Origin of the sequence: Mycobacterium sp. E136, assembly GCF_001666865.1 — a bacterium.
In the GTDB taxonomy this organism is placed as follows: domain Bacteria; phylum Actinomycetota; class Actinomycetes; order Mycobacteriales; family Mycobacteriaceae; genus Mycobacterium.
Genome location: NZ_LZJE01000336.1, coordinates 1 through 16,120, shown reverse-complemented (window position 1 = coordinate 16,120; position 16,120 = coordinate 1). Strand labels below are relative to the sequence as shown.

General features: G+C 69.1%; 16 protein-coding genes. 8 read left to right on the top strand and 8 right to left on the bottom strand.

What is annotated here, in order from left to right; genetic code table 11:
- The coding region (locus A5698_RS22215; protein ID WP_502688977.1) for an isochorismate synthase at positions 1-455 on the bottom strand (455 nt) is incomplete at its 3' end.
- Complete coding sequence (locus A5698_RS22210; RefSeq protein ID WP_068301233.1) at positions 452-1,063, bottom strand: acid phosphatase; 612 nt, start codon at positions 1,061-1,063, stop codon at positions 452-454. The genes A5698_RS22210 and A5698_RS22215, both read right to left, overlap by 4 nt.
- A gap of 51 nt (positions 1,064-1,114) precedes the next feature.
- On the opposite strand from A5698_RS22210, the gene A5698_RS22205 reads away from it, so the two are divergent.
- Complete coding sequence (locus A5698_RS22205; RefSeq protein WP_067295499.1) at positions 1,115-1,918, top strand: ParA family protein; 804 nt, start codon at positions 1,115-1,117, stop codon at positions 1,916-1,918.
- Between the two features lie 55 nt (positions 1,919-1,973).
- Here A5698_RS22205 and A5698_RS22200 read toward each other — a convergent pair whose 3' ends face one another.
- Together A5698_RS22200 and A5698_RS22195 are read right to left on the bottom strand one after the other, a co-directional pair.
- A complete protein-coding gene (locus A5698_RS22200) occupies positions 1,974-3,188 on the bottom strand; it encodes an Rv3212 family protein (protein ID WP_068301230.1) in 1,215 nt (404 codons plus the stop codon).
- A gap of 17 nt (positions 3,189-3,205) precedes the next feature.
- Entirely contained in the window at positions 3,206-4,672 is a 1,467-nt protein-coding gene (locus tag A5698_RS22195) for a DEAD/DEAH box helicase (protein ID WP_068301227.1), read from the bottom strand.
- Between the two features lie 243 nt (positions 4,673-4,915).
- On the opposite strand from A5698_RS22195, the gene A5698_RS22190 reads away from it, so the two are divergent.
- Positions 4,916-5,611 (top strand): ferritin-like fold-containing protein, encoded by a 696-nt coding sequence (locus tag A5698_RS22190; protein ID WP_068301224.1) that lies wholly within the window; start codon positions 4,916-4,918, stop codon positions 5,609-5,611.
- Between the two features lies 1 nt (position 5,612).
- Here A5698_RS22190 and A5698_RS22185 read toward each other — a convergent pair whose 3' ends face one another.
- Positions 5,613-6,377 carry a hypothetical protein gene (locus A5698_RS22185; RefSeq protein ID WP_068301222.1) on the bottom strand — a complete coding sequence of 255 codons (765 nt, stop codon included), beginning with the start codon at positions 6,375-6,377 and terminating at the stop codon, positions 5,613-5,615.
- A gap of 222 nt (positions 6,378-6,599) precedes the next feature.
- Between A5698_RS22185 and A5698_RS22180 the strand changes: the two genes are divergently transcribed.
- Positions 6,600-6,845: a DUF3107 domain-containing protein gene (locus A5698_RS22180; RefSeq protein ID WP_068299518.1), complete on the top strand. Its 246-nt coding sequence runs from the start codon at positions 6,600-6,602 to the stop codon at positions 6,843-6,845.
- On the opposite strand, the gene fasR is transcribed toward A5698_RS22180, so the two are convergent.
- Positions 6,832-7,494, bottom strand: coding sequence for an HTH-type transcriptional activator FasR (gene fasR / locus A5698_RS22175; RefSeq protein ID WP_068301219.1), 663 nt, complete (start codon positions 7,492-7,494; stop codon positions 6,832-6,834). The two genes, A5698_RS22180 and fasR, sit on opposite strands and share 14 nt — an antisense overlap.
- A 185-nt stretch (positions 7,495-7,679) precedes the next feature.
- On the opposite strand from fasR, the gene A5698_RS22170 reads away from it, so the two are divergent.
- The 3 genes from A5698_RS22170 (at position 7,680) to A5698_RS22160 (ending at position 10,967) form a co-directional block, all read left to right on the top strand.
- A complete protein-coding gene (locus A5698_RS22170; RefSeq protein WP_068301217.1) occupies positions 7,680-8,708 on the top strand; it encodes a DUF3152 domain-containing protein in 1,029 nt (342 codons plus the stop codon).
- A gap of 189 nt (positions 8,709-8,897) precedes the next feature.
- Positions 8,898-10,076, top strand: coding sequence for an adenylyltransferase/sulfurtransferase MoeZ (gene moeZ / locus A5698_RS22165; protein WP_068301214.1), 1,179 nt, complete (start codon positions 8,898-8,900; stop codon positions 10,074-10,076).
- Between the two features lie 36 nt (positions 10,077-10,112).
- Positions 10,113-10,967: a TIGR02569 family protein gene (locus A5698_RS22160; RefSeq protein ID WP_068301235.1), complete on the top strand. Its 855-nt coding sequence runs from the start codon at positions 10,113-10,115 to the stop codon at positions 10,965-10,967.
- A 15-nt stretch (positions 10,968-10,982) separates the two neighbouring features.
- Here the strand turns inward: A5698_RS22160 and A5698_RS22155 are convergent, their stop codons facing one another.
- Both A5698_RS22155 and A5698_RS22150 read right to left on the bottom strand, forming a co-directional pair.
- On the bottom strand, positions 10,983-11,279 hold the full coding sequence (locus tag A5698_RS22155) for an MGMT family protein (RefSeq protein WP_068301211.1): 297 nt from the start codon (positions 11,277-11,279) through the stop codon (positions 10,983-10,985).
- A 2-nt stretch (positions 11,280-11,281) separates the two neighbouring features.
- On the bottom strand, positions 11,282-12,055 hold the full coding sequence (locus tag A5698_RS22150) for an alpha/beta hydrolase (protein WP_068301208.1): 774 nt from the start codon (positions 12,053-12,055) through the stop codon (positions 11,282-11,284).
- A 63-nt stretch (positions 12,056-12,118) separates the two neighbouring features.
- On the opposite strand from A5698_RS22150, the gene A5698_RS22145 reads away from it, so the two are divergent.
- Together A5698_RS22145 and A5698_RS22140 are read left to right on the top strand one after the other, a co-directional pair.
- Positions 12,119-15,241, top strand: a complete 3,123-nt coding sequence (locus A5698_RS22145) for an ATP-dependent helicase (RefSeq protein ID WP_068301203.1) — start codon at positions 12,119-12,121, stop codon at positions 15,239-15,241.
- On the top strand, positions 15,238-16,120 hold an 883-nt coding region (locus A5698_RS22140), incomplete at its 3' end, for a UvrD-helicase domain-containing protein (protein WP_156670854.1). The genes A5698_RS22145 and A5698_RS22140, both read left to right, overlap by 4 nt.

Genomic DNA, 16,120 nt, shown 5'->3' with positions numbered 1-16,120 from the left:
GCCGCGGTCAGATCGACGAGATAGCCGTTGGCCGCCGGGTCGGCGGTCAGAAGCCGGTGCAGGACGGTGCGCGCGTCCAACGGCCCGTCGGCCGCCAGTCGCAGGGCGCGGGCGAGCACGACCTTGTGCAACCCGCTCGACGGGGTGTTGAGCCGGGTCACGGCCGTCGCGACGCGCGCACGGTGCTCATCGGGTTCCGGCAGCGACTCGGCGATGTGCACGCCGGGCATCTGGCGCAGCGGCCACTCCGGCAACGCATCGAGGAACTGAACGCTCTGCGGCCGGATCAGCGCCGCGGGTTTGGTCATGTCAAAAGGCAACGCGCCCAAGATGATCGGGGCGCTGTGCGATGCCAGCGCGGCGCGCGCGTCGGCGAGCTTCGGGAACGCGGTGTGCACCCCCTCCGCGACGACGGCGCCGCGGGAGGCCAGGACGAAGGTGGGTTCGCGAGTCACCGTGGTTTACACGGATCCTGGTGGCCGGTGAGTCCCTGCGCGATGATCTGGCGCATCGCGTGCTCGAAACCGAGCACCGCCAGGGAGGCGGGTGCCATTGCGAACCGGATGCCGCTCGGCACCGGCATCTCCACCCACCGCGCGATCATCGAGCGGGAGAAGTGCGCGTGCCCGACGAACACCACGTCGCGCGTCTCCATGTGGGTCAGCGCCACCTCGAGAGCGCTGTCGGCGCGCTGGCTGACCGCCTCGATGCTTTCGCCGCCCTCGGCGCCGTGGGTCCAGATCAGCCAGTCGGGGACGGTCTCGCGGATCTGCGGTGTCGTCAGCCCCTCGTAGCGGCCATAGTCCCATTCCTGCAGAAGCGGCGACACCTCGTCGATGGCCAGCCCCGCCAGTTCCGCGGTCCGCACCGCGCGCCGCATCGGGCTGGAGACCACCAGCGGGTTGTCCAGTTCGAGTTCGGCCAGCGCCTCGGCGGCCAGTTTGGCGCGCTCCTCGCCGGTCGCGGTCAGCTCGAGGTCGGTGCGGCCGGTGTGCCGACCGCTCTTCGACCACTCCGTCTCGCCATGACGAAGAAGGATCAGGCGGTGCTCCAGGAGGGCCACGCCGACTCATTCTGCCGCACGTCGCGTCGCGCTGTCCCGACCCGTGCAACGATGGGCACCGTGACGCGAGTACTTGCGGTCGCCAATCAAAAGGGTGGGGTAGCCAAGACGACGACGGTGGCGTCGTTGGGTGCGGCGATTCAGGAGACGGGCAAGCGGGTCCTGGTGGTGGACCTCGATCCGCAGGGATCGCTGACGTTCTCACTGGGTCACGACCCCGACAAGCTGCCGGTGTCGATCCACGAGGTGCTGCTCGGCGAGGTCGAACCCGACGCCGCCCTGGTGGACACGCCCGAGGGAATGACGCTGCTGCCGGCCAACATCGACCTGGCCGGCGCCGAGGCCATGCTGCTGATGCGCGCCGGGCGCGAATACGCGCTCAAGCGTGCGCTGGCGAAGGTCCTCGACCGGTATGACGTGGCGCTCATCGACTGTCCGCCGTCGCTCGGTGTCCTGACGCTCAACGGCCTGACCGCCGCCGACGAGGTGATCGTGCCGCTGCAGTGCGAGACGCTGGCGCACCGCGGTGTCGGGCAGTTCCTGCGCACCATCGCCGACGTGCAGGCGATCACCAACGCCGACCTCAAACTGCTGGGCGCGCTGCCGACGCTCTACGACTCGCGCACCACGCACAGCCGCGACGTGCTGCTCGACGTCGCCGACCGCTACGACCTGCCGGTGCTGGCGCCGCCGATCCCGCGCACCGTCCGCTTCGCCGAAGCCAGCGCCTCGGGAGCGTCGGTGCTCGCCAGCCGCAAGAACAAGGGTGCGGGTGCCTACCGCGAGCTGGCCGCGGCATTGATGAAGCACTGGAAGAACGGCAAGCCGATGCCGACGTTCGCCCCGGAGATCTAGGTGATTTGGGTGCGCAAGTGGTCGCGGAGCGATCGTTAGCGCACCGAAATCACGTCTAGCCGCCCAAAGCCACCAGTTCGTTCCCCCGCTGCTCCAACAGCGTCGAGCCGGCCACCGCGGGCACCACCGGCGCCGCGCTCTGCGGCCGGGCCACCGGAATGTGGCGTTCGCCGCGGCCGGTCGCGGGATCGAACACGTCGTAGCCGTCGGTGACGGGGACGAGCAGGCGCCCCGCCATGATCGTCGCCGGGCCCACGGGCTTGTTCGGCCCGGCGGGTGTGACGGTGTAGCGGTATTCAAAGTTGTTGTCGGAGAACACCATGACGCTGTCACCGGTCCACCACGTGATCAGGTCGCCCGCCCGCGACATGGTGGCCTGCGGCGACGGCGGGCGCTCCACCGGCGTGCTGGCGAAGGTCTCGCCCGTCTCGTCGACGATGTTGACCACGGGTTTGGGTGTGGGCACGTAGACCGCGGTCATCGTGTCGGCGACGGCCACCACGCGTGCCCCCGAATCGGGCGCGACACCCTCCTGCGGCACGTACTTCAAGTCCGGGGTGTCTTCCTCGTCGGACGGCCGCAACAGCGTCAGGCGCAGATCTGACTGCCGTGGACAGTCCTCGAGCACCGACACCGCGCTCGAACTCGCCTGCGCGGACACCAGCCGGCACAGCGGCAGCGTGGGGACGTCCGGCTTGATGCGGGCGTCGAGCGCGCCGTAGCTGATCATCCGGACCATGTCGGAGCGCCATAGCTCCAGCCGGTTCTCACCCGCCGACAGCACCGTGGTCCCGTCGGACGACAGGGTCACCGAGGCGTCGGCGTAGGACGTGCGCGCCGAACCCCGCTCGCCGGTCTTGGCGTCGATGGTGCTGACCTGACCACATCCGCGCGTATCGGGGTAGACGGCGACCGCGTATTGGTAGACGTAGCTGACCCCGCACAGGTCGAGGTCGCGGGCGTAGGTCCACAGCGTGTCGCCGGTCGCGGGGTCGCGTCCCTCGACGGTCCGGCCGTCGCCGGTCACCACCGCGCCGCCGACCACCAGCGGCATCGTGGTCCGTCCGCTGGGTGCCGTCCACAGCTGCCGTAGCGACTCCGGAACCACCTTGGCGGGCGTCAGCGCCGGCACAGGGGCGTCGGCGGGCTTGCTCAGGGTGGCCCGTGCGTCGCTGGTCCACCACACCAACGCCGCCGTGACCACGACCACGACACCGATCGCTAGCGCCACCATCACATCGGTGCGCGTGCGGCGTTCGGGTTTGACCATCGCGGGGAGGCGCCGGGCTAGCCGGCGCTGGCCGCGGCCTTGCGGGGCCGACGACGGCGCCTGCGCTTCGCCGGAGCCGTGTCGCCGGAACCCTCGCCGCTGCCGCCGGGGTCCTGGTCGGACGACGTCGCGGACGCCTCGGGATGTCCGGTGACCGGCTTGCCGCCGCGGGTGCGACGACGGTTGCGGTTGCGCTTGCGCGCCGGGGCGTCGGCCGACTTCTCCGCCGGTGCGCGCCTGCTGCTCTGCACCTTGACCGGCTCGCCGACCGTGCCGGTGGCGTCGGCCGGGATGCTCAGCTCGCTGTAGAGGTGCGGCGAACTGGAGTACGTCTCGGCGGGATCGGGGCAGCCCAGGTTCAGCGCCTTGTCGATCATCGCCCAGCGCGCCATCTCGTCCCAGTCGACGAGGGTCACCGCGACACCGGTCTTACCGGCGCGCCCGGTGCGCCCGATGCGGTGCACGTAGGCCTGCTCGTCCTCGGGGATCTGGTAGTTGATGACGTGGGTGACATCGTCGATGTCGATGCCGCGGGCGGCGACGTCGGTGGCGACCAACACGTCGATCTCGCCGCTGCGGAACGCCTTGAGCGCCTTCTCACGCGCGCCCTGACCGAGGTCACCGTGCACGGCGCCGACCTTGAACCCGCGCTCGGCGAGTTCGTCGGAGACCTTCTGGGCGGTGCGCTTGGTGCGGGTGAAGATCATCGTGGCGCCGCGACCCTCGGCCTGCAGGATGCGGCTGACCATCTCGACCTTGTCCAGCGCGTGGGCGCGGTAGGCGAACTGCTCGGTGGTGTCGTGGGTCGCCGCCGAATGCGGGGCCTCAGCCCGGATATGCGTCGGCTGGTTCATGAAGGTCCTGGCCAACGTGATGATCGGGTCCGGCATCGTCGCCGAGAACAGCATCGACTGCCTGCTGTCGGGGATCTGGCGCAGAATCCGCTCGATATCCGGAAGGAAGCCGAGGTCGAGCATCTCGTCGGCCTCGTCGAGCACCAGCATCGACAGGCCGCCCAGCTTCAGGTGACCCTGCTGGGCCAGGTCGAGCAGTCGCCCCGGCGTACCGACGACCACGTCCACGCCCTTCTCGAGCGCCTCGATCTGGCCCTCGTAGGGCCGGCCACCGTAGATCGACGTCACGGAGAGCCTGCGGTCACCGACGGTGAGGTACTTCGCTGCGGCCGCCAGGTCGCCGTACACCTGCAGACACAGTTCGCGGGTGGGAACGACCACCAGCGCCCGCGGAACGCCCGTCAGGGGCCGGTCGGGATCGGTCGTGATCCGCTGGAGCAGCGGCACACCGAACGCGAGGGTTTTGCCCATACCGGTGCGGGCCTGACCGATCAGGTCGTCGCCGGCCAGTGCCATCGGCATGGTCAGCTCTTGAATAGCGAAGGGATGTTCTTTGCCATCCTCGGCGAGAGCGCGGACGATTTCGTCGCGAACTCCCAGTTCAGCAAATGTGGGATTGAGATGCGTCATACGCGAAAACGAGGCCTTTCAATTGTCATCCTCATGGCTTCCACGCGCGCACGAGTTCGACAAGAGATGGCCTGTTGAAGACCAAGGGCCCTGCACTGAGGTAGGCGGACCGACTGCGTGCACGCACATTTCTTGGGTCGAGGCGGCTTACAAAACGTCTTGCCAACTACCACGCCCGCACCCATCATACCTGGCGGCCTCGGCCCGACGAGCGACCCGCCGACGGCGTTTATTGTTGGGCCCATGAACACGACGCCTCCGGCACCCGGGCAAACCGACTCGGCGACGTCGGGTGTGTCGGTCGACCATCCCGGCGTCACCGAGCTGTTCGCGCTGCTGGCCTACGGCGAGGTGGCGGCGTTCTACCGGCTCACCGACGAAGCCCGTATGGCGCCCAACCTCCGCGGACGCATCAACATGGCGACCATGGCGGCCGCGGAGATGAACCACTACGAGGTGCTGCGCGACGCGCTCGAGCGCCGCGGGGTCGACGTCGTGCCGGCGATGACGAAATACGCGTCTGCCCTTGAGAACTACCACCGGTTGACCACGCCGAGCACGTGGCTCGAAGCGCTCGTCAAGACCTACGTGGGCGATGCTCTCGCGGCCGACTTCTACCTCGAGATCGCCCACGCCCTGCCCGACGAGGTCGCCGATGTGGTGCGCGCGGTGCTCTCCGAGACCGGCCACTCCCAGTTCGTCGTCGCGGAGGTGCGCTCGGCGGTGACGGCCAGTGACAGGCAGCGCCACCGGCTCGCGCTGTGGTCGCGCCGGCTGCTCGGCGAGGCCATCACCCAGGCACAGTTCGTGCTGGCCGACCACGACGAGCTCGTCGACCTGGTGATGGCCGGCGGCGAAGGGCTCACGCAGATGACCGAGTTCTTCGACCGGTTGCAGCGGACACACGCCTCCCGGATGGAGGAACTGGGCCTGGCCTGAGTTACTGGGTGCAGGTCGCGATCATCGAGTTGTTGTTCTGCGTGGCGATCGCCGTGCCCGAGGCATCGAGGATGCTGCAATTCAGCTGGCCGGCGACGCTGGTCGCGGTGACCGACTTGAGCTCGACGCCCGGGTCGAGGACCACCTGTTTGACCCACGGCAGTGCGACGTTGACGTCGGTCCGCAGCGCTCCCTGCCCGTCGGTGTAGATCACGGTGACCAGGTCGAGCAGCTGGCGGTTGCCCGTCACCCGGTAGGTGAAGGTCCGCGGTGAGGCCGGCGCCGGCGGGGGAACGGCCGCCTGCGCGGTGGGAGTGGGTGCGGGGGCGGCCGGCGGCGGCGTCGTCTCGGCGCTCGGGGTGATCGTCGTGACGGTCTCCGGCGGCAGCGACGGGACGACGGGGGCAGCCCCCGAGGCGCGCGGTGCGGTGGTGGCGGGTGCGCTCGACGGCGCGGGCGCCTCGGACGTCGCGGTGGCCGAGACCGAACCGCTGTCGCCGCCGCCCAGGATGATTCCGGTGGTGCCGATCGCGATGAACAGGATCACCCCGGCGATGCCGGCGACCCACATCCAGCGCCGGTCGATGCTCTCCTCGTCGTACGCCTGCTCGTACTCGTCGTAGTCCTCGGGGTCGGACGGGCCGGGGTACTCGTAGTCGAAATCGTCGAGGGGCGGTTCGGGGTAATCCGAGTAGCCGGAATAGCTGGGAATCCGCTCGGTCGGGGCCAGGGAGTACGGTGAGTGCGCGGTATAAGACCTGTTCATGTGGGCTTTTCCAGTCGTCTTTAGCATTACCGCGCCTGATGCTATCGAGGTGGAAGTGACAGATGATGTTCACTGGCCCGTGTGTTGGTTACGGTCCGGACTCGGTTCGGTCGCCTTTGGTCTCGACGCTTCGCTGCCCGCGAACTCACCGGCGCGGTGTGCGCTCCGGCCGTCCACTAGCCTTAGCTCAAGTTCTTCGAAAAGACGGAAAGGGGCCCCGGCGTGGAGGTCAAGATCGGTGTCACGGACAGCCCGCGCGAGCTGAGCTTCAACAGCGCGCAGACACCCAGCGAGGTGGAGCAGTTGTTCACCGAGGCGCTGGCCAGGGATTCGGGTGTGCTGGCCCTGACCGACGAGAAGGGGCGCCGCTTTCTGGTGCAGACGTCCAAGATCGCCTACGTGGAGATCGGCGCGGCCGACGTCCGTCGTGTCGGCTTCGGGGTCGGCCTGGGAGCTAAGACCGGGTAAGCGGCACGTGTGACAGTCCGCCCCAAGCGAACTGGACGGTGCCCTCGACCGCGGCCTCCTTGGAGATCGGCCGGTCGTTGTTGAGCCAGTAGCGGGCGGAGTCCACGCTGATTGCGACCAGTCCCACCGCGATCATCCTGGCGCGGTGCGCCTCTAGCCCGGAATCCCGGCTGATCAGGTCGAACACCGCGTCGGTGCAGGCCTCGGTGGCCACCTTCACCTGCGCGGCGACCTGCGGTTCGTTGACATAGTCGTTCTCGAAGATCAGCCGGTAACCCTGGCCGTCGTGCTCGATGAAGTCGAAGAACGCCTGGACGGCCGCGCGCAACCGCTGCCGGTTGTCGGTGGTGGTGCGCAGCGCTTGGCGCACACCGGAGACCAGGTTCTCCACGTGCTTGGCCAACACGGCCAGGTACAGCTCCAACTTTGACGAGAAATGTTGGTAGAGAACGGGTTTGCTTACCCCGGCGCGCTCGGCGATCTCGTCCATGCCCGCCGCGTGATAGCCGCGATCGACGAAAACCTCGCTGGCAGCGACCAGTAGCTGCCCCCGGCGCTCATCGCGCGGCAGCCTGCCGCCGCGCCGGTTCAACACTCCGCCGCTCGGCTGCGCGCCTCGTTTCGCGGCGGTGTTGGCGAGATCGCTCATCACATCCTTCGTCGGTGCATCATCAAGTCTGGTTTTCGCAATGACCTTACTACCGTTGGTAAAGCGTGCAGGTGAGGCGCGGCTCACAGTGCACTGAGGGGTCGATGGCGCGCCGAAAGTATGAGGGCGCTGGCCTGTGTCATCCTGTTGCGGTGACCTACGACTCCCGTACTCGAGGAGGACAGATGGGTCCCGAACACGGCGGGGGTGTTCGCGTGCCCGCGCTGCGCAGCGAATGGCGCGAGCCGCTGCGCGCCCAGCGCGATCCGCTAGCAGAGAGCTCGGGACGGGTGAGGTCCAATCGCGACGAGCACCGCGGTTTCCGCAAACAGACGTGGCTCGGTCGCTTCGTCTCCACCTACGGCTGGCGGGCCTACGCACTGCCGGTGCTGATCGTGTTGACCGCCGTCGTCATCTACCAGACGATCACCGGCACCAGCGCCCCCGCGCCCAAACAGGCCGAGGGGCCCGTGCAGGGACCACCGACCATCGGGGTGGCGAGCACGGCGATCATCGGCGCCCCGCCCAAGGGGCTGACGCAGTTCGACGCCAACCTGCCGACCGGCATCCTGCCGCAGGGTGGTCCGTTCACCGAGGCCGGCGCGAAGACGTGGCACATCGTTCCGGGCACCACACCGCAGATCGGCCAGGGCACAGCGAAGACGTTCACCTACACCGTCGAGGTCGAAGACGGCATCGACACCGCGCCGTTCGGTGGCGACGAGGCCTTCGCCCGTATGGTCACCGAGACGCTGGCCAATCCCAAGAGCTGGACGCACAACCCGCAGTTCGCGTTCACCCGCATCGACGCCTCGTCCGGCATCGAACCCGACTTCCGGGTGTCGTTGAGCACGCCGATGACCGTGCGCGAGGGCTGCGGCTACGACATCCAACTCGAGGCGTCCTGCTACAACCCGGCTTATCGCGACGGGCAGCCGCGCGTGTTCATCAACGAGGCGCGCTGGGTGCGCGGCGCGGTGCCGTTTCAGGGTGACATCGGCTCATATCGGCAGTACGTGATCAACCATGAGGTCGGCCATGCGATCGGCTATCAGCGGCACGAACCGTGCGGGGGCAACGACCAACTGGCGCCGGTCATGATGCAGCAGACGTTCTCGACCAACAACAACGACGCCGCTCGCTTCGATCCGCAGTCGGTTCAGCCCGACAACCACAGCTGCAAGCCCAACCCCTGGCCGTACCCGATCGCCTGACGTTCCGTTGGCGCGCGAGCGTGCGTGTTTGCACACAACACGCCGCGGATTCTCGACATTGTGCGCGCGTTCACCGGCCGCGAGCGTGCGGGTATGCCTGAGGGAAGCGATCACCGCTCGTTGCTGTTGAATGTCGTAACTGCTGTGATGGTCATAGACGTTGAATCAGGTGGATCAAGGAGAAACACGGTGTCGACACCGTTGCCGCCGCTGGTAGAACCGGCGGCCGAACTCACCCGCGAGGAAGTGGCGCGCTACAGCCGTCACCTCATCATCCCCGACCTCGGCCTGGACGGGCAGAAGCGGCTGAAGAACGCCAAGGTGTTGGTCATCGGCGCCGGCGGGCTGGGCTCGCCGACCCTGCTCTACCTCGCTGCGGCCGGCGTCGGCACGATCGGGATCGTCGAGTTCGACGTGGTCGACGAGTCGAACCTGCAGCGCCAGATCATTCACGGCCAGTCCGACATCGGCCGGTCGAAAGCCGAGAGCGCCCGCGACTCGATCCTCGACATCAACCCGCTGGTGACGGTCAACCTGCATCAGTTCCGGCTGGAACCCGACAACGCCGTCGAGCTCTTCGAGCAGTACGACCTGATCCTCGACGGGACCGACAACTTCGCGACGCGCTACCTCGTCAACGACGCCGCCGTGCTGGCGCACAAGCCCTACGTCTGGGGGTCCATCTTCCGGTTCGAGGGCCAGATCTCGGTCTTCTGGGAGGACGCCCCGAACGGGCTCGGATTGAACTACCGCGACCTGTACCCGGAGCCGCCGCCGCCGGGGATGGTGCCGTCGTGCGCCGAGGGTGGGGTGCTGGGCATCCTGTGCGCTTCGGTCGCGTCGGTGATGGGCACCGAGGCCATCAAGCTGATCACCGGCATCGGCGAGACGCTGCTGGGCCGCCTGATGGTCTACGACGCGCTCGACATGACCTACCGCACGATCAAGATCCGCAAGGACCCGTCGACGCCGAAGATCACCGAGCTGATCGACTACGAGGAGTTCTGCGGCGTGGTGTCCGACGCCGCCGCCGAGGCCGCGGCCGACTCGACGATCACCCCGCGCGAGCTCAAGGAACTGCTCGACTCCGGCAAGCCGCTGGCGCTGATCGACGTGCGCGAACAGGTCGAATGGGACATCAACCGCATCGAGGGCGCCGAGCTGATCCCCAAGGGCGCCTTCGAATCGGGCGAGGCGCTGGCCAAGTTGCCCACCGACCGGACGCCGGTGTTCTACTGCAAGACCGGTGTGCGTTCGGCCGAGGTATTGGCCATCGCCAAGAACGCCGGGTTCTCCGACGCGATGCACGTACAGGGCGGCATCGTCGCATGGGGTCATCAACTCGAACCCGACATGGTCATGTACTAACGGCTGGTTTGCCGAAACTCCGCTTACGCTGAGGTGGTGACTGTCGAACGGCCACCGGATCATGTGCTGGCCGCGTTCGGCCTGACCGGTGTCGCGCCCGTTGCGCTCGGGCCGGGTTGGGAGGGCGGGTGGCGCTGCGGCGAGGTGGTGGTGTCGATGGTCGCCGACCACGCCCGCGCCGCATGGTCGGCCAAGGTCCGCGAGACGTTGTTCGTCGACGGGGTGCGCCTGGCGCGTCCCGTGCGGTCCACCGACGGACGGTATGTCGTTGCGGGGTGGCGCGCGGACACCTTCGTCGCCGGAACTCCCGAACCCCGCCACGACGAGGTGGTCTCGGCCGCGGTGCGCCTACACGAGGCGACGGCCAAGCTCGAACGTCCGAGGTTCTTGACGCAGCCACCGGTGGCGCCGTGGGGCGACGTCGATGTGTTCATCGCCGCCGACCGCGCCGCGTGGGAGGAACGGCCGCTGCACTCGTTGCCGCCGGGCGCCAAGGTATCGCCGGGTTCCGCCGACGGGCAGCGGTCGGTCGAACTGCTCAATCAGCTTGCCACCCTACGTAAGCCGACGAAGAGCCCGAGCCAGCTGGTCCACGGAGACCTCTACGGCACTGTGCTTTTCGCCGGCACCGCCGCACCCGGGATCACCGACATCATCCCGTACTGGCGTCCGGCGTCCTGGGCGGCAGGCGTCGCGGTGGTCGATGCGCTGTCTTGGGGCGAGGCCGACGACGGGCTGATCGAACGCTGGAGTCCGCTTCCCGAGTGGCCGCAGATGTTGTTGCGCGCGTTGATGTTCCGCATCGCCGTGCACGCGCTTCATCCGCGGTCGACGGCGGCCGCCTTCCCCGGTCTGGCGCGCACCGCGGCGCTGGTCCGCCTCGTGCTCTGAAAAGCGGCTTTCGGCTCAGAATTCGTGCCGCACCTCGGCAAGCCGGATCCGTCCGTCATGGGCGAGCACGCCTTCGGCGCGAAGGCGTTCGAGTTGCCGCGTCGCCAGGTGCGGAGCCGGTTTACCCGATGCGGTGATCACCCGGTGCCACGGCAGGTCCGACGAGTCGGTGCGCATGATCCAGCCGACGATGCGAGGGCTGGAAAGCCCTGCGGCATCGGCGATGTCGCCGTAGGTCGACACGCGGCCCGGCGGGATCGCGGCAACCAGCGCACGCACGGACTCCACCTGCTCGTCGGTGACCCGCGCCATCGTTACGACTCGAGCTGCTCGCGGATCAACGCCGCCGTCTCGGCGGATTTGGCCTGCGCCACCATGTGATCGCAGTCCCACTCCTGCAGCGTGAAGTCCGCACCGAGATGCTGCGTGAGCGTGGTGATGAGTTCGTCGTTCGCGTACCGCGGTTTGGTGCGGCCGGCGCGCACGAGTGTCGTGGGAGTACCGCTGCGCGGCAACGTGACCGGGCGGGCGAGCTCGCTCCAGTACGACATCATCGCCGGAATGCTGATCCGCCAGCCGACCCGTCCGGACGGCAGCGTGACCAGATGCTCGTCGAGTTCGCGGTCGAGTTCGGCGGGCTCGACCTCACCCCACGACCCGTTCGCTTTCTCGGCGCGCGCCTCGGCGCGGTCGGTGTAGTCGGGGGAGGCGAACATGTCGTCGGCGATCTGACGCATCCAGTCGCCGTCGAGGCCCACGGCCGGGTCCAGCAGGACGATCCGCGAGACCAGGTCCGGCCGGGCGGCAGCCAGATTCAGCGCCACCGCTCCGCCGAAGGAATGCCCGACCACCACGACGGGGTCCTCGAGCAGCGCGGCCAGCGCCGCGGCGTTCGCGTCGATCGACCACGGTGCTGCCCATGACGAGTGCCCGTGCCCGATCAGGTCCGGTGCGACGACCGCGTACTCGGGCAGGTGGCGGATGGCCAGCGTCTGCCACCGCTGACCGTGGCCGGTGAGGCCGTGGATCGCCAATACCTGTGCGGGCCCGGCGGGCCCGTAGCGGTGCACGTGCAGAAGTTCGGTCACGGCTGTTGATGCTGCCAGTCCCGCTCAGGGCAACTTGTCGGACCCCCGTGGTCTCATGCCCTCATGTCCGCACCGCACACCGACCTCACGCCGAGCGCGCTCACCGATCCCGGCACACGCGGCGTCTTCCGGGTGATCGGAGGAGCCGGCACCGGTAAGAGCTCGCTGCTGGTGTCGGTGGCGGTCGCGCACATCGCCGCGGGCATGGATCCGGAATCGGTTCTGCTGCTGACCGGTTCGTCCCGGCTCGGCGCACAGGCGCGCGCCCGCATCACCTCCACGCTGTTGCAGGCGGGCACCCGCGCGGTGGTGCGCGAACCGTTGGTGCGCACCGTGCACTCGTATGCGTTCGCCGTGCTGCGCCTGGCCGCCCAGCGCAACGGCGATCCGCCACCGCGGTTGATCACCAGCGCCGAACAGGACGGCATCATCCGCGAACTGCTCGCTGGCGATCTCGAGGACGGTGACCGCGCGGCCACCGCGTGGCCGCACCACCTGCGGCCGGCGTTGAGCACGGTCGGCTTCGCCAACGAGCTGCGAGACTTGTTGGCCCGCTGCGCTGAACGGGGCATCGATCCCGTAGACCTGCAACGCATCGGGCGGCGCTCGGGCAGGCAGGAGTGGCTGGCGGCCGGTCAGTTCGCCCGAGCCTACGAACAGATCATGCTGTTGCGTTCGGCCGTGGGCATGGCGGCACCGCAGGCCACCATCCCCGCACTGGGCGCGGCCGAATTGGTGGGTGCGGCACTCGAGGCGCTGGCCACCGACAGTGAACTGCTGGCCGCCGAACGGGCCCGGGTCAAAGTCCTCCTCGTCGACGACGCGCAGCAGCTCGATCCGCAGGCCGCGCGACTGGTCCGGGTGCTGTCTGCGGGCGCCGAAATCACCGTGCTCGCGGGCGATCCCAACCAGGCGGTGTTCGGCTACCGCGGCGCCGACCCGGCGCTGTTGCGCGGCGAGGAGCCGGCGATCGTGCTCACCGAGTCGCGCCGCTGCGCACCGGCGGTCGCCGAGGCCATCACCGAGGTCGCGCGACGGCTGCCCGGCGCCGAACACGGCCGCGTGCTGACGGGAGCGCCGGGCCCGTCCGGCACAGTGGCCGTCCGCATCGCGGCCTCACCGCACGCGGAGTCGGCGATGATCACCGACGCGCTCCGACGGGCACACCTGGTCGACGGCGTCCCGTGGTCCCAGATGGCGGTCATCGTGCGATCGGTGCCCCGGCTCGGCGCGGCGCTGGCCCGCACACTGGCCGCGGCGGGCGTTCCGGTGGACACGCCGACGCCGGCGATGCCGCTCGGGGACCAGCCCGCCGTGCAGGCTCTGCTCACGGTGCTGGCCGCGACGGCACACGGGCTCGACGCCGAACAGGCGGCGGCCCTGCTCACCGGCCCGATCGGACGCGTGGATCCAGTGTCGTTGCGCCAGTTACGACGAGCGCTGCGACGCATCGACGGCTCCCAACCCCCACGCGAATTCGGCGAACTGCTGGTCGAGGCGTTGGAGCACGGCGTGGACGGGCTACCCGAGAATCTCGGCCGGCCGTTGGACCGCGTGCGCGAGGTGCTGGCCGCCGCGCGCCGCAGCGCCGAGGCCGGAGCCGACCCGCGCTACACGTTGTGGCAGGCGTGGCACCGCACCGGTTTGCAGCGCCGCTGGCTGGCGGCGAGCGAGCGCGGCGGCGTATCCGGGGCGCAGGCCGACCGCGACCTCGACGCCGTCACCGCGCTGTTCGACGTCGTCGAGCAGTACGTGAACCGGACCGCGGGCGCCACCCTGCGCGGGTTGATCGACCACGTCGCGGGCCTCGGGTTGCCCGCCCGAGACGAGGGTGGGCAGGCCGAGGCGGTGGCCGTGCTCAGCGCCCACGCCGCGATGGGACGGGAGTGGGAGTTCGTCGTCATCGCCGGAGTTCAGGAAGGCTTGTGGCCCAACACCGTTCCGCGGGGCGGCGTGTTGGCCACCCAGCACCTGGTCGATCTGCTGGACGGTGTCACCGATGGCGCCGACGGCGTGTCGACCCGGGCGCCGTTGCTGGCAGAGGAACGCCGTCTGTTGATCGCGGCGATGGGCCGTGCCCGCAGCAGGCTGCTGGTGACGGCGGTCGACAGCGACAGTGGTGACGAGTCGTTGCTCCCGTCGGCGTTCTGCTATGAGTTGAGCGCTCTGGTCGCACATGACGACTCCGACATCACCACGCCTGTCATCGCGCCGCGCGTGTTGGCGCCCGCGGCGTTGGTGGGACGGTTACGCGCAGTGGTGTGCGCCGCTGACGGCGCCGTCGACGACACGTCGCGTGCCTGCGCGGCAACGCTTTTGGCGCGGCTGGCCGCAGCCGGGGTGCCTGGTGCCGACCCCGGGCAGTGGCAGTCGATGACGCCGCTGTCCAGCGAGGATCCGCTGTGGAGCGGCGACGACCACACCGTGACGCTGTCGCCGTCGACGCTGCAGATGCTCACCGACTGCCCGTTGCGCTGGCTGCTGGAGCGTCACGGCGGCGCCGACGGCCGCGACGTGCGGTCGGCCGTCGGCTCCCTGGTGCACGCCCTCGTTTCCGACCCGGGGCGCACCGAGAGCCAGATGGTCAACGAGCTCGAAAAGGTCTGGCCCAAGCTGCCGTTCGACTCCGACTGGTATGCCGGCAACGAACTCACCCGGCACCGCGCGATGTTGGCGACCTTCGCGCAGTGGCGCGCGCAGACCAGGGGCCGGCTCACCGAGGTCGGAACCGAGATCGGCGTCGACGGTGTCGTGGTCGACGGCGCGGACGGTGAGCCCGCTGTGCGGGTGCGTGGGCGGGTCGACCGCCTCGAGCGCGACGGCGAGGGGCGCCTCGTCGTCGTCGACCTCAAGACCGGCAAGAGCCCGGTGACCAAGGACGACGCGCAGAACCACGCCCAGCTGGCGATGTACCAACTCGCCATCGCCGAAGGCCTTTTCGAACAGGGAGATTCGCCGGGCGGCGGCCGTCTGGTGTACCTGGGCAAGAACGGCGCGTCGGGTCCGACCGAGCGGGAACAGGACGCGCTGACACCGGAGAAGCACGCCGCGTGGCGCGACACTGTGCGCCGGGCGGCGGCGGCCACCCAGGGCCCGGAGTTCGTCGCGCGGATCAACGACGGCTGCGCCCACTGCCCCGTGCGGGCGATGTGTCCCGCCCAGGCCGCCGGAGGAGGACAGCCATGACGCCGCGCTACAGTCCACACGAACTCGCCGCCGCGGTGGGCCTTTTCGCGCCGACCGACGAGCAGGCCGCCGTGATCGCCGCCCCTCCGGGTCCTCTCGTGGTGATCGCCGGCGCCGGTGCGGGCAAGACCGAGACGATGGCCGCGCGGGTGGTGTGGCTGGTCGCGAACGGGTTCGCCCGACCCGGCGAGGTTCTCGGCCTCACCTTCACGCGCAAGGCCGCCGGACAACTTCTGCGCCGTGTCCGCACCCGGCTTGCCCGGCTCGCCGGTGCCGGGCTGCTGCAGAGCGGCGACCTCACCGACGAACCGCCCACAGTCAGCACGTATCACGCGTTCGCCGGCAACCTGCTGCGCGAGCACGGCCTGCTGCTTCCGGTGGAGCCCGAGACCCGGCTGCTGAGCGAAACCGAACGGTGGCAGTTGGCCTTTCGCGTCGTGTGCGAACATCCAGAACTCGACACGGAGAAGACGCCCGCGGCGGTGACGTCGATGGTGTTGCGCCTGGCCGGTCAGCTCGCCGAGCATCTCGTCGATACCGATCAACTGCGCGACACCCACGTCGAGCTCGAACGGCTGGTGCACACGCTGCCCGCCGGCCCGTATCAGCGCGACCGAGGGCCCAGCCAATGGCTGCTGCGGCTGCTGGCCACCCAGACCGAACGCACAGAGTTGGTGCCGCTGATCGACGCGCTGCATCAGCGGATGCGCGCCGAGAAGGTGATGGACTTCGGCATGCAGATGGCCTCGGCCGCACGGCTAACCGAGAACTTTCCACAGGTCGGCGAGGAACTGCGTCGGCGGTACCGGGTGGTGTTGCTCGACGAGTATCAGGACACCGGGCATGCGCAGCGGGTCGCGTTGTCGTCGTTGTTCGGCG

Excerpts from the sequence above, each read along its gene's own strand:
- A5698_RS22205 (WP_067295499.1), top strand. The coding sequence starts at position 1,115 with ATGGGCACCGTGACGCGAGTACTTGCGGTCGCCAATCAAAAGGGTGGG.
- A5698_RS22200 (WP_068301230.1), bottom strand. The coding sequence starts at position 3,188 with ATGGTCAAACCCGAACGCCGCACGCGCACCGATGTGATGGTGGCGCTA.
- A5698_RS22195 (WP_068301227.1), bottom strand. The coding sequence starts at position 4,672 with ATGACGCATCTCAATCCCACATTTGCTGAACTGGGAGTTCGCGACGAA.
- A5698_RS22190 (WP_068301224.1), top strand. The coding sequence starts at position 4,916 with ATGAACACGACGCCTCCGGCACCCGGGCAAACCGACTCGGCGACGTCG.
- A5698_RS22185 (WP_068301222.1), bottom strand. The coding sequence starts at position 6,377 with ATGAACAGGTCTTATACCGCGCACTCACCGTACTCCCTGGCCCCGACC.
- fasR (WP_068301219.1), bottom strand. The coding sequence starts at position 7,494 with ATGAGCGATCTCGCCAACACCGCCGCGAAACGAGGCGCGCAGCCGAGC.
- A5698_RS22170 (WP_068301217.1), top strand. The coding sequence starts at position 7,680 with ATGGGTCCCGAACACGGCGGGGGTGTTCGCGTGCCCGCGCTGCGCAGC.
- A5698_RS22155 (WP_068301211.1), bottom strand. The coding sequence starts at position 11,279 with ATGGCGCGGGTCACCGACGAGCAGGTGGAGTCCGTGCGTGCGCTGGTT.
- A5698_RS22145 (WP_068301203.1), top strand. The coding sequence starts at position 12,119 with ATGTCCGCACCGCACACCGACCTCACGCCGAGCGCGCTCACCGATCCC.